The sequence below is a fragment of the Variovorax sp. SRS16 genome (genome assembly GCF_901827165.1).
In the GTDB taxonomy this organism is placed as follows: domain Bacteria; phylum Pseudomonadota; class Gammaproteobacteria; order Burkholderiales; family Burkholderiaceae_C; genus Variovorax.
On the sequence record NZ_LR594666.1, the window covers coordinates 4,312,179 to 4,324,980 of the forward strand.

Genomic DNA, 12,802 nt, shown 5'->3' on the forward strand with positions numbered 1-12,802 from the left:
TCGCCTCCACTCCACCATGCTCGCTGCCTGCTCCACCACGCCGACATCCGCGGACCGGCTGCCGATCGTCTTCGTGCATGGCAACGGCGATTCGGCCGCGCTGTGGCAGACCACGATCTGGCGTTTCGAATCGAACGGCTGGCCGCGCGACCGGCTGTTCGCGTCCGATCAGCCCTTCCCCCTGGCGCGCGACGACGACGCCGTGGCGCAGCCGGGGCGAAGCTCGGCGGCCGAATCGATGGCCTTCCTGAAAGCCGAAGTCGATCGCGTGCTGAAGACCACCGGCGCCAGCCAGGTCATCCTGATCGGCAACTCGCGCGGCGGCAATGCCATCCGCAACTACATACAGAATGGCGGCGGCGATCGTGTCGTCAGCCGGGTGGTGCTCGGTGGCAATCCGGCCCACGGCATCTGGGCCGTCAAGGGGCTGCACGAGGGCAGCGAATTTTCCGGCCTGAGCCCGTTCATGCGGCAGCTCAACCAGCCGAAGAATGCCGCCGGCGACGAGGTCACGCCCGGCGTGAAATGGCTGACCGTGCGCTCCGACCACAACGACAAATATGCGCAGCCCGACGGGGTATGGATCGGTGCCAAAGGCATGCCGACGAACATCGGTTTCGACGGCCCCGCGCTCAAGGGTGCGAGCAATGTGGTGATCCCGCGGCTCGATCATCGCGAGACCTCCTTCTCGCCGGCTGCCTTCGAGGCCGCCTGGCGCTTCCTGACAGGATCGCCGCCGCGCACGCTGCAACCAGTGGCCGAGGCACAGGCCACGCTGTCGGGCCGGGTCACGGGCCTGGGGCTCGATCCGCACGATCCCGCGAGCGGCGACTTTGCCGACAACCTGCCGCTGGCCGGCGCACAGCTGGCGATTTTCGCTGTCGACGCTACGACCGGCATGCGCCAGGGCACTTCGGCCTGGACGCAGACCATCGCGGCCGACGGCCGCTGGGGCCCCTTCATCGCGCGGCCGGACACCGCCTACGAATTCGTGCTGAGCGCGCCGGGCTACGCGACGACGCACATCTACCGCAGCCCCTTTCCCCGATCGAGCAGCGTGGTGCAACTGTGCCCGCAGCGCATCGCCGAGGCCGACCGCGCCGCCAAGGCCTTGGTCATCTTCACGCGGCCGCGCGGCTATTTCGATGCCCAGCGCGACACGATGCGCTTCGACGGCCAGACCACGCTGCCCGGCGTGCCGCCGCAGGGTGCGGGCGTCTCGAGCGCGAAGCTCAAGCTGACAAGCGATGAGGCGCGCACCGTGCCGGCCGAATTCAACGGCGAGCGCGTGGTGGGCCGGACCTGGCCGCTGGCGCGGGGCGAAGTCAGCGTGCTCGAGTTGAGCTACTGAGCCACTGAGCTTCCGAGCACCGAGCGTTCGGCCACCGCGCCGGCGCCGCATTCATTTCTCCTGATCCTTTCTTCCCGGCTTTCCTGCGATCCGCAAAGCCGATGCTTGAGGAATCGCAGCCTCGCCGCCTGGCGGAATCCGCTGCCTGGCACGCGTCGGTCCCAAGGAGACCGTCATGAACGAAGAAGAAACAACCCGCGACGAAGAATTCACGAACTGGCGTGGACGATTCATCTCACTGACCGAAGACGTTTGCAGGGAACGCGGCGAGCCGGCCATGGCGGTCGTCGACGACCCCGACAACTATCTCTTGCTGGACCTCGAGGTCGATGGCATGACCTTCCACATCCTGCATTTTCCGGATGCCATGGAACGGCTCGTCGTGCACTGCCGGCTCGGCACCGTACCGGCTGCGCAAGATGCCGGCATCCTCGCAGGCACCCTCATGAGCAACATGCCACTGGCCTATTCGCACGCCGGCATGTTCGCGGTCGACACGAAGACCAACGAGCTCGTCTACAGCACCGTCGAATCGCTGAGCGAACTCACGGCTGAACAACTGCTGCGGAACATATCGACGATGGTCACCGCCGCCGAGCCCTGGTCCCGGCATTGCACACGGCCATCGGCCTAGCAGGCCGTCGGCCTTTCGTTTCCCTTCCCGCCTTTCATACACAAGGAGACAGCCTTGGATGCAATCCTGCCCGCTCGCCGGGACTTTCTGAGACTCGCGCGCCAGACGCTCGTGCGATTCGGCGCGGACCCCGCGGCGCTCGAGGCGCCGCAAATGGACATCGAGGCCAAGATCGGCATCGAGTTCGTTGTCGAAGGGGTGGGCTTCGTGCTCGTCCACAACACGGACCCGCAGATCGACAACCTGATATTGGTCAGTTGCGCATTCGGCCCTTTACCCATCAGCGCGGCGCGCGAAAGCTGCATGCGCCTGCTCGAAGCCAACTATGAACTCTCCGCGCTGCTGCTGACCGGCTTTGCACTCGACGAGGCCGGGAATTGCGTCTACACGCATTCGTGCGCAATGCCGCTCTGGGACGACGAGAGCATGGCTGCGCTGATCGAAGGCATGGCGGCCCTGGCGCTGCGATGGCGCAATGGCGGGATTCTCGATGCCGAAGGGCTCGGCGCGCTCACGAATCACGCCATGCCGGCCGTTCCGTCCGCATTCGCATGACGACTTCATCGCCTCGATAGCGCTGCGCAACGCCACCTATCTCGGCACAAAAGACAACCCCAAGGAATTTTCATGCAGAACATCCCCTCATCGCCCCCCTCCATCCAAGCCTCGCGCTCCAACTATCCGCCAGTTCAAGGAGGACATAAACCGGGACCCAAACTGAAAGCAAGGGCAACCCAAGTCCAGCAGGGTCAGGATCCCAGGTTTAAGAAAGTACCTGCGCGACAGGATATCCGGCGGCCCAACACCACGGAAAGGATGAAGAAGCAAACCACGGTCGTCGACATCCAGAAGGCCTACTCGATTTCCACTTCCAAGATCGCCAGTCCGTCGAAGCCGATTCCGTCGAGTGCGCTGCAACAGTCGTACAACCTCGAGAAAACCCAATGGAGCACGCGCTACGCGAAAGACAAGAACTTCAGGGCGAAAGTCGATGTCTATCATGACGGGCGCACAGCGCTCATCGCAGACATCGCGGCACGGAGGATCAACCCCGAGCAGATCAAGACCCGCAGCATGGAACTCGGACGACAGCTGAGCGTCATTTACGAGCAGGTCAGCGAACATGGGCCGTGGAATCCGGACTCGGAGCGGCGCATCGCGGCTGGAGGCTGCCACTATGCGAACTGGTCCATCAGGGCCAACTACCTTCAACAGGCGCCGGGAATTGCGCGATCCGCGTTCATTCTTGCGGTAGACGTGGCTCTGGCGGCTGCCTCCCTCGAGATGGCCCAGTTCGATCCGGCGCAATATTGGATGGCTGCCCTCAATGCAACAGCCGTCGTGGCGCAGGGCTTCGCGTTCTACTGGGTGCCGTTGAAGCAGGCCGAAGGCCAGAGTGTCGACGTGGCACTTCGCAGCCACAACGGGCCGGAATACCAACCCAATCTCAGTGCCTCGGTACTGGTCCTGGAGGACACCTCGATCGGTCAACTGCAGGGCACGAAGCTTCTCGAAGACCGAATTGCGTTCTTGAGAAGCCTCCAAGGTTCGGAGGGCGACAGAATGTGGGATCACATCAAGATCCTCAGGATCGAATACGAATCTCTCCATGAGCAGATCACGGCACTCGGGGAACAGAATGCGGAACATGTCAGCCGAGCCGACGCTCGCATTTATGACCGGACCAAGAAGCTCATCAACCGGTTTGTGGAGCTTGACAACGAAATCAAACTCCTTGCGAAATTCGCCCGGAATCTGAACACGGACAATGCCATCGAGGCAGAAATCGACAAACTCGAGAGCAAGCTTGCGGCCGAGCGCATCTACGTCACGCTCAGTCATCAGCTCAACCAGGGCAACAGCAAGAATTTCCGAAACCTCTTCAATATCGCCACGGCCATGCTCGGGCTCGCCTCCAATGTGGCTGGAGCTTCCGCCATCGGCAACACGGGGATGCAGGTCGCGGCACTCGTCAGCCAGATCGGCCAGGTTCTTGGCTACAACCTGTTTCACCGACGGACGGCGGGATCTGACTACAAATCGCTCCTGACAGTCCAGTTCCAGCTGACCGCGCTCACAGGGGTCGGCAATCTTGCGCCCAAGGATGACAAGTTCAACCCAGCGCGGCTCGATCAGATCGTGATAGGCCCGATGCAGCGGCGCATCACTCACTTCAAGAATGCGCTCGAATTCGATCGAACGATCTATCGGGCAGCATTCCTCACCGCGCTGTCGGATGCCGAAGGCAACATGCCGAATGGCTCTTACCAGCGCTCAGTCCTCTTCTTCTCCGAATGCAAGACACCCGAGGCTCGTCAAGGCTATTTGAAGAGTGCAAGCAAGCTCAAATCCATCACCCCTGAGGGGGCCAGGAAAGCGCAGGCGATCCTGGTTCTTTACGAAGAGAACGAAAAGAACATCAAGCATCTGAACGAGGGCAAACTCGACGAACTCCTGAGCGATCGGAGCACGCTCCCAGACGACTCGAAGGCCATATTCCAAGGCGCCTTGCTGTGCGCACAAAGCCACGGCGTCGAACATAAGTCCGAGGACAACAGACTTGCCGAGCTGAAAGGGTTGACGGAAAGTCTCAGCGACCTGGCGTCGGTCAACCAGGCGGCGCAAAAGGTCGGTCAGAACTTCCTTCTGGTCGCTGCCGGACCTGCCACGCCCTTGGCGTTCAAGTTGATCACCAACGCGATCCAGAGCTTCGCGTACGGACTCACCGCTGCCGACTCCCCGACAGGCACGGATTCGTGGCAGGCGCTGAATTCGACCGCGCTGAACTCGACCGTGCTGAATTCGACCGTCGACACTTTTTCCGACTACGCAACGCGCAAGCAGATCATCAACATCGTCGGTGGCTTGGGAAGTTCGGCCGCGATCGTAGGCTCGATAGTCGGCCTTTTCATCGCCTATTCAGCACATGAGAATATCGCGACCAAGGAACTGCATCGCGGACGCGACCGAGAGCGCGGCGCCGCCATGCCGAATGCAGGCATCCTGGACTACCGGTTCGGCAACGCGCTCTTCGGTGATCACAAACCGACCGGCTTCAAAACGCTTGCCGCCACACAGATTCCGGACGCCGATCGGCCGGATCCCGTGGGCTATGACCGCAAGGCGACGCTCCTGAGCGACGCCTGGGAACAAATGAAGGCACCGGCCAACACTCCGCTGTGGAAGTATCTGCAACTTGATCCTGCGCAGTTCGATATCCAGACCCTCGAGGAGGCGGACGCTTTGGCCGCCGCATACCAGCAGAAGCTCCAGGCGTACGCGCTTGAACTGAATGCGGACAATGCCCCGGACAACAAACCAAGCACCAGCAACCAGCCACAGCGCAGCAGAAATGCGTCCAGGGCGGGCGCTCGGCTTTCGTTTGGCAAGGACGTCATCATCGACATCGAGTCCCGGGTCGATCCCGGGCCGACGCCCGTCCCACGCATCAGGAAGCATGGCGCCGTGAACCCCAGGACAACAATACCTCCCTTGCGTCTCGTGCAACGCGACATCAGTGTTTCGGAGAGCAGCAAAAGCAGACTTTCGACGGGCCGCCGCACCAGGAAGGTTTCGTTTGCAGCGGAATCCGAGAATGCCATCACCGGACTCGACTCGCCGCGCGGCCATTCCAACAACAGGACGCCCAGGACGCGTTTTTCGAGAGTTGGCCAGCCTGCGCAGGCGACGACGCCTCGGACTCCAAGAGGAGGGACTCTTCTTACTCCACGCGGGGCCATCTCGCTCATCGACAGCGTCATCGACATCATTGACGAAAACGATAACGAAGAGGTCGCCGAGTCAAAGCGCTTTCTTGTCGACTACAAGTTCGTGAACGTGAACAACTGGAAGGTCCGCGAAGCGGAAGAGAAAGAGGAGCTCAGCGCCATGGACGATCTCTTCAGGGACATGACAGCCATCGTCGACGACAACGCCGCAGACGAGACAGATCAGTATTATTTGGACTTTGTTCGTTTGCATGAGCCCTTGATTGACGATTCGTCGGAGAGCGACGCCGAAGACTCATCCGCAGAGAACGTTGCCGACAGCTCACCCTCGCAGAGCGATGCCGAGGACTCTTCCTCGGGGCGCAAATCAGAAAACAAGAAATTCGGTATCCAGGCGGTTTCCGACCACGATGATTCGTCCGGAGAAATCGAAGCGCGGAAAGCACCCATTCCATCGGAGGCACCACGGGGCAGTGAATCGAGCGACTCGTCCATTGATTCGACTGACTATCGCCGCAACATACTGACTCAACTGGGTCAGGTGCATGACGAAATGATCGTTCCCGATCTGCCGGCCGTCTATCTGAAGACGAAGCGATCGGTGTGGCACAACCTGTCGCAGCTTCACGCGAACATCGGAAATACTCGATTTATCGGACTGCTCTCGAGCCAGGAGATGGTGGAGTGCATGCATCTCGCGATCGCCATCGCCAAAAACCCCGATACGGACAGGCTGGCGAAGCAAAACGCCGACAACGTATTGCAAGCGATCAGAGGCGAGAACACTCAACGCCAGGCCGAGAAGAAACAATGACCTTCACGTCCCTATAAAGGCTGCAGGCGTCTGCGCCGGGATGGGCACACGAGGCCCTACCCGTGCAACCTCGAACTGTGCGGCAGATGCGCCATCAGAAACTCCATCTGGTCCGCCAGGATGCGGCGGTTGCGCAGAATGAAGTCTTCCCACAGGCTCGGCACGTAGGGCGCATAGAGCAGCGGCATGTTCGCCTGCTCGGGCGTGCGGCTGCTCTTGCGGTGGTTGCAGGGCTTGCAGGCCGTGACCACGTTCATCCAGGTGTCGATGCCGTTCTGCGCGAAGGGGATGATGTGCTCGCGCGTGAGCTCCTCTTCGTGAAAGTGGCCGCCGCAGTAGGCGCAGACGTTGCGGTCGCGCGCGAAGAGCTTGCTGTTGGTGAGGCCCGGGCGCTGCGTGAAGGGGTTGATGCGCGGCACGCCCTTGGTGCCAATGATGCTGTTGACGACGATCTGCGACTGCTCGCCCGTCACCGCGTTGTGACCGCCGCGAAACAGCGCGATCTCGCCGCCGGCTTCCCAGCGCACCTCCTCGGCCGCGTAGTGGATCACCGCCTGCTCGAGCGAAATCCACGATTGGGGCAGCCCTTGGGCCGACAACTTCAAGACCTTCACCACACGCCTCCTCAAGAACAGGAAGAACCTCGGAAAGACCAGGACATCGCACCCGCCGAAGGGCTTGCCGATGACGCACTGCGTCACAATATACCGGCTTTGTGACAAAACGCGCTGACATGCCCATTCGGCGGGCAGGACGCGCTATCAAAAAGATATCGATCGATGCAGGTTTTCCGAGGCTTCAGGCATCCGGGCGTGGCGCCGGCCTGCGCGCTGACCATTGGCAATTTCGACGGCGTGCACCGCGGTCACCAGGCCATGCTCGCGCTGCTCCACACCGAGGCGCGCCAGCGCGGGCTGCCGAGTTGCGTGCTGACCTTCGAGCCGCATCCGCGCGACTATTTCGCCGCCCTCAGCAAGCGGCCCGAGCTTGCGCCGGCACGCATCGGCACCTTGCGCGACAAGCTCACCGAGTTGGCCGCATGCGGCGTGGCGCAAACCATCGTGCTGCCCTTCGATGCCCGGCTCGCGTCGCAATCACCCGACGAATTCATCCAGCATGTGCTGATCGAGGGGCTGGGGGCGCGCTACGTGCTGGTGGGCGACGACTTCCGCTTCGGCGCCAGGCGGGCCGGCGACTACGCCATGCTCGACAAGGCCGGCGAAACACAGGGCTTCGACGTGGCGCGCATGAACAGCTACGAGGTTCATGGCCTGCGCGTGTCGAGCTCCGCGGTGCGCGAGGGGCTGGCCGAAGGCCGCATGCGCCATGTGCAGGCGCTGCTCGGCCGGCCCTATGCGATCTCCGGCCACGTGGTGCACGGCCGCAAGCTGGGGCGCGCGCTGGGTGCTTCGGAGCCCGGGCGGGACGACGGCTTTCGCACCCTCAACCTGCGCTTCAAGCACTGGAAGCCGGCAGCCAGCGGCATCTTCGCGGTGCTGGTACACGGGCTCGGCGAGGCGCCGCTGCACGGCGTCGCCAACCTCGGCGTGCGCCCGTCGCTGGATGCCAACGATGTCAACGCCGGCCGCGTGTTGCTGGAGACGCATTGCCTCGATTGGCCCGCCGCGCTGGGTGCCGAAGGGGGCTACGGTAAAATCGTCCGCGTGGAACTGCTGCACAAACTGCACGACGAATTGCGCTACACCAGCCTCGAAGCCCTGACCGCGGGCATCGCGAAGGATGGCCGCGATGCGCGCGCGTTCTTCGCATCCACCCACGCCGAAACCCAGCGCCAGACCACGCGCGACCGAATTTAGCCCCGCACGCCCCGTGCTGCCGCCCCTCGACAAGCTCAGGGCGAACGGCTTTCCTTCCGCACCGACGACACCTCGTTCGGGCTGAGCCTGTCGAAGCCCTGTTCCGCACTCCATCATGTCCGACGCTGCATCCTCCACCGACTACCGCACCACGCTGAACCTGCCCGACACCCCGTTCCCGATGCGCGGCGACCTGACCAAGCGCGAGCCGGGCTGGGTCAAGGAATGGAACGACGAGGGCCGCTACCACCGCCTGCGCGACGCGCGCCACGGCGCGCCCAAGTTCATCCTGCATGACGGGCCGCCCTACGCCAACGGCCAGATCCACATGGGCCATGCGGTGAACAAGATCCTGAAGGACATGATCACCAAGGCGCGCCAGCTCAAGGGCTTCGACGCGCTCTACGTGCCGGGCTGGGACTGCCATGGCCTGCCGATCGAGAACGCGATCGAAAAGAAATACGGCCGCAACCTGAGCCGCGACGAGATGCAGGCCAAGAGCCGCGCCTATGCGACGGAGCAGATCGCGCAGCAGATGGCCGACTTCCAGCGCCTGGGCGTGCTGGGCGAATGGGACCATCCCTACAAGACGATGGACTTCGCCAACGAGGCGGGCGAACTGCGCGCCTTCAAGCGCGTGATCGAGCGCGGCTTCGTCTACCGCGGGCTCAAGCCGGTCTACTGGTGCTTCGACTGCGGCTCCTCGCTGGCCGAGTTCGAGATCGAGTACGCGGACAAGAAGTCGCACACGGTGGACGTGGCCTTCAAGGCGCATGACCGCGCCAGGGTGCTCGAAGCCTTCGGCCTCGACGGCGTGATCGGCGACATCTTCGCGGTGATCTGGACCACCACCGCCTGGACCATCCCCGCCAACCAGGCGATCAACCTGAATCCCGAGCTCGATTACGCGCTGGTCGACACCGACCGCGGCCTGCTGATCCTGGCCGCCTCGCTGGTCGAGATGTGCATGACCCGCTACGCGCTCGACGGCCAGGTGCTGGCGACCGTCAAGGGCGAGAAGCTCGGCGGCCTCGAGTTCGAGCACCCTTTCTACGACGTCGATGCCGGCTACCGCCGCCTGTCGCCGGTCTACCTGGCCGACTACGCGACCGCCGACGACGGCACCGGCCTGGTCCATTCCTCGCCGGCCTACGGCCTGGACGACTTCAACTCCTGCGTCGCGCACGGCCTGGCCTACGACGACATCCTGAACCCGGTGCAGGGCAACGGCTCGTACGCGCCCGACTTCCCGCTCTTCGGCGGCCAGAACATCTGGAAGGCGGTGCCGCTCATCATCCAGGCCCTGCGCGACGCGCAGCGCCTGCTCACGACCGAGACCATCACCCACAGCTACCCGCACTGCTGGCGCCACAAGACGCCGGTGATCTACCGCGCCGCGGCGCAGTGGTTCATCCGCATGGACGAGGGCGAAGGCGTGTTCACCAAGGACAAGGCGCCCAAGACCCTGCGCCAGACCGCGCTGGAGGCGATCGAAGAGACCCGCTTCTACCCCGAGAACGGCAAGGCGCGCCTGCACGACATGATCGCCAACCGGCCCGACTGGTGCATCAGCCGCCAGCGCAGCTGGGGCGTGCCGATTCCCTTCTTCCTGCACCGGGATTCGGGCGAACTGCATCCGCGCACGATGGAGATCCTCGACCAGGCCGCGGCCATCGTCGAAGAGGGCGGCATCGAGGCCTGGAGCCGCGTGACCACCGAGGAAATCCTTGGCGACGCCGACGCGCCCCACTACACCAAGAGCACCGACATCCTCGAGGTCTGGTTCGATTCCGGATCGACCTTCTTCCACGTGCTGCGCGGCACGCACCCGAGCGTGCACCACGCCACCGGCCCCGAAGCCGACCTCTACCTCGAAGGCCACGACCAGCACCGCGGATGGTTCCACTCGTCGCTCCTGATCGCCTGCGCGCTCGAGGGCCGCGCGCCCTACCGCGGGCTGCTCACGCACGGCTTCACCGTCGACAGCCAGGGCCGCAAGATGAGCAAGTCGCTCGGCAACGGCATCGATCCGCAGGAAGTCAACAAGAAGCTCGGCGCCGAGATCATCCGGCTCTGGGTCGCGGCCAGCGACTATTCGGGCGACATCGCGGGCGACGACAAGATCCTCGCGCGCGTGGTCGATGCCTACCGGCGCATCCGCAACACGCTGCGCTTCCTGCTGGCCAACACCAGCGACTTCGACATCGCGAAGGATGCGGTGCCGCTCGGCGAGCTGTTCGAGATCGACCGCTACGCCCTGTCCCGCGCGGCGCAGTTCCAGGCCGAGGTGCTCGCGCACTACGAGGTCTACGAGTTCCATCCGGTGGTGGCCAAGCTGCAGGTCTATTGCTCCGAGGACCTCGGCGCCTTCTACCTCGACATCCTCAAGGACCGCCTCTACACCACCGCGCCGGGCTCGCGCGCACGGCGCAGCGCGCAGACCGCGCTCTGGCACATCACGCAGGCGATGCTGCGCTGGATGGCGCCCTTCCTGAGCTTCACCGCCGAAGAGGCGTGGAAGTTCGTGGGCAACGGCGCGTCGATCTTCACGCAGGTCTACAGCGATCTCGGCACGCCCGACGAGGCGCTGCTCGCCAGGTGGACGCGCATCCGCGAGATCCGCGACACGGTCAACAAGGAGATCGAGACGGTGCGTGCCATGGGCCAGGTCGGCTCGTCACTGCAGGCCGATCTCTCGATCGACGCTGCGCCCGACGATCACGCGCTGCTGGCCTCGCTCGGCGACGACCTGAAGTTCGTGCTCATCACCTCGGTGGTCGAACTGGCCGCGGGCGAACAGCTGGCGGTGCGCGTCGCGGCCAGCACCGCAACCAAATGCGAACGCTGCTGGCATTGGCGCGACGACGTTGGCCACGACGCCGCGCATCCGACACTGTGCGGCCGATGCACGAGCAACCTCTACGGCAGCGGCGAGAAGCGGAGCATTGCATGAGCGCCGCGCCGGACCGCCCCAGGCAAGCTCGCACCGCAGTGCGAAGCACGAAGGTATTCCAATGAGCACCCGCCGCGTCTACGCCTCGCCTGCCACAGGCATCTGGCCCTGGCTCGGCCTCGCGCTGGTGGTCCTGATCCTCGACCAGTTCACCAAGACGCTGATCCTCGGCTACTACGCCTGGGGCGACACCACCGTCGTCACCGGCTTCTTCAACATCGTGCGCGCCCACAACACCGGCGCGGCCTTCTCCTTCCTCGCGGGCGCGACGGGCTGGCAGCGCTGGTTCTTCACCGCCATCGGCATCGTGGCGGCGCTGTTCATCGTCTGGATGCTGAAGTCGCATGCCGGGCAGAAGCTGTTCTCCTTCGCGATGGCGGCCATCCTCGGCGGCGCGATCGGCAACGTGCTCGACCGCATGATGCATGGCTACGTGGTCGACTTCCTCGACTTCCACCTCGGCGGCCGGCACTTCCCGGCCTTCAACCTGGCCGACAGCGCGATCACGCTCGGCGCGATCTGCCTGATCCTCGACGAGCTTCGGCGCGTCCGCCGGGGCAAGTAGACCCGCTTCTCGAAGGGGTTGCCGCGCGACATCGCCTTGCGCCCGGGCGATAACGTCGGCATCCGGATCGATTCCGATCGCCGGATGATTTTCCAGGAGCTCGCCGAATGACCACCTTCCTCGCCCAGCTGACCGACCTGCACATCCGCGAGCCAGGCCGGCTCGCCTACGGCCGCATCGACACCGCGCCGTACCTGCAGCGCGCCGTGCAATCCGTGCTGCGCCTGAAGCAGCGTCCCGATGCGGTGGTGATCACCGGCGACCTGACCGACTTCGGCGCTGCGGCCGAGTACGCGCATCTGCAGGAGCTGCTGGCGCCGTTGTCGATGCCCGTCTACCTGATGCCCGGCAACCACGACGACCGCGACGCGCTGCGCGCCGGCTTCCCGGCGCACGCCTACCTCGGCCAGGACGGCTTCATCCAGTACGCGGTGCGCGTCGGCGACCTGCGGCTGATCGCCATCGATACCTGCGTGGCCGGCCACAGCCATGGCGCCTTGTGCGCGCAGCGGCTCGCCTGGCTCGCGGAACAACTCGCGCTGTACCGCGACGAACCGGTGGTGGTCGCGATGCACCATCCGCCCTTCGAGACGCTGATCGGCCACATGGACCAGATCGGCCTGCTCGAAGGCGCCGAGGCGCTCGAGGCCCTGATTGCGCAGCACCCGAATGTCGAACGCGTGATCTGCGGCCACCTGCACCGGGCCATCGACGTGCGCTTCGGCGGCAGCATCGCCTCCACGGCGCCGGGGCCGGCGCACCAGGTCTGCCTGGACCTCGCCCCCGACGCGCCCGCGGCGTGGATGCTGGAGCCGCCGGGTTTTCGCATCCACGCATGGCGCGCAGGCGGCCGGCTCGTGACCCATCTCGCGTCCAGCGGCAGCTTCGAAGGGCCCTACCCCTTCAACGACGACGACGCACCGATCGATTGATTCCGGCG

General features: G+C 64.2%; 9 protein-coding genes. 8 read left to right on the top strand and 1 reads right to left on the bottom strand.

Going from position 1 to position 12,802, the window contains the following annotated elements; translation table 11 throughout:
- Positions 1 to 16 precede the first annotated feature (16 nt).
- The 4 genes from E5P2_RS20830 (at position 17) to E5P2_RS20845 (ending at position 6,527) form a co-directional block, all read left to right on the top strand.
- Positions 17 to 1,351 carry an alpha/beta fold hydrolase gene (locus E5P2_RS20830; protein WP_162569041.1) on the top strand — a complete coding sequence of 445 codons (1,335 nt, stop codon included), beginning with the start codon at positions 17 to 19 and terminating at the stop codon, positions 1,349 to 1,351.
- A 175-nt stretch (positions 1,352 to 1,526) separates the two neighbouring features.
- Positions 1,527 to 1,985, top strand: a complete 459-nt coding sequence (locus E5P2_RS20835; RefSeq protein ID WP_162569043.1) for a CesT family type III secretion system chaperone — start codon at positions 1,527 to 1,529, stop codon at positions 1,983 to 1,985.
- Between the two features lie 54 nt (positions 1,986 to 2,039).
- Positions 2,040 to 2,540: a hypothetical protein gene (locus E5P2_RS20840; RefSeq protein ID WP_162569045.1), complete on the top strand. Its 501-nt coding sequence runs from the start codon at positions 2,040 to 2,042 to the stop codon at positions 2,538 to 2,540.
- Between the two features lie 72 nt (positions 2,541 to 2,612).
- Positions 2,613 to 6,527 carry a hypothetical protein gene (locus tag E5P2_RS20845; protein WP_162569047.1) on the top strand — a complete coding sequence of 1,305 codons (3,915 nt, stop codon included), beginning with the start codon at positions 2,613 to 2,615 and terminating at the stop codon, positions 6,525 to 6,527.
- Between the two features lie 56 nt (positions 6,528 to 6,583).
- Here the strand turns inward: E5P2_RS20845 and E5P2_RS20850 are convergent, their stop codons facing one another.
- Positions 6,584 to 7,141, bottom strand: coding sequence for an HNH endonuclease (locus E5P2_RS20850; protein WP_162569049.1), 558 nt, complete (start codon positions 7,139 to 7,141; stop codon positions 6,584 to 6,586).
- 165 nt (positions 7,142 to 7,306) lie between these two features.
- Between E5P2_RS20850 and E5P2_RS20855 the strand changes: the two genes are divergently transcribed.
- The 4 genes from E5P2_RS20855 (at position 7,307) to E5P2_RS20870 (ending at position 12,794) form a co-directional block, all read left to right on the top strand.
- Positions 7,307 to 8,344, top strand: coding sequence for a bifunctional riboflavin kinase/FAD synthetase (locus E5P2_RS20855; protein ID WP_162569051.1), 1,038 nt, complete (start codon positions 7,307 to 7,309; stop codon positions 8,342 to 8,344).
- Positions 8,345 to 8,459: 115 nt separating this feature from the next.
- A complete protein-coding gene (ileS, locus tag E5P2_RS20860; RefSeq protein WP_162569053.1) occupies positions 8,460 to 11,297 on the top strand; it encodes an isoleucine--tRNA ligase in 2,838 nt (945 codons plus the stop codon).
- A gap of 61 nt (positions 11,298 to 11,358) precedes the next feature.
- A complete protein-coding gene (lspA, locus tag E5P2_RS20865) occupies positions 11,359 to 11,862 on the top strand; it encodes a signal peptidase II (RefSeq protein WP_162569054.1) in 504 nt (167 codons plus the stop codon).
- A 107-nt stretch (positions 11,863 to 11,969) separates the two neighbouring features.
- Entirely contained in the window at positions 11,970 to 12,794 is an 825-nt protein-coding gene (locus E5P2_RS20870) for a phosphodiesterase (RefSeq protein ID WP_162569056.1), read from the top strand.
- Positions 12,795 to 12,802: the final 8 nt, after the last annotated feature.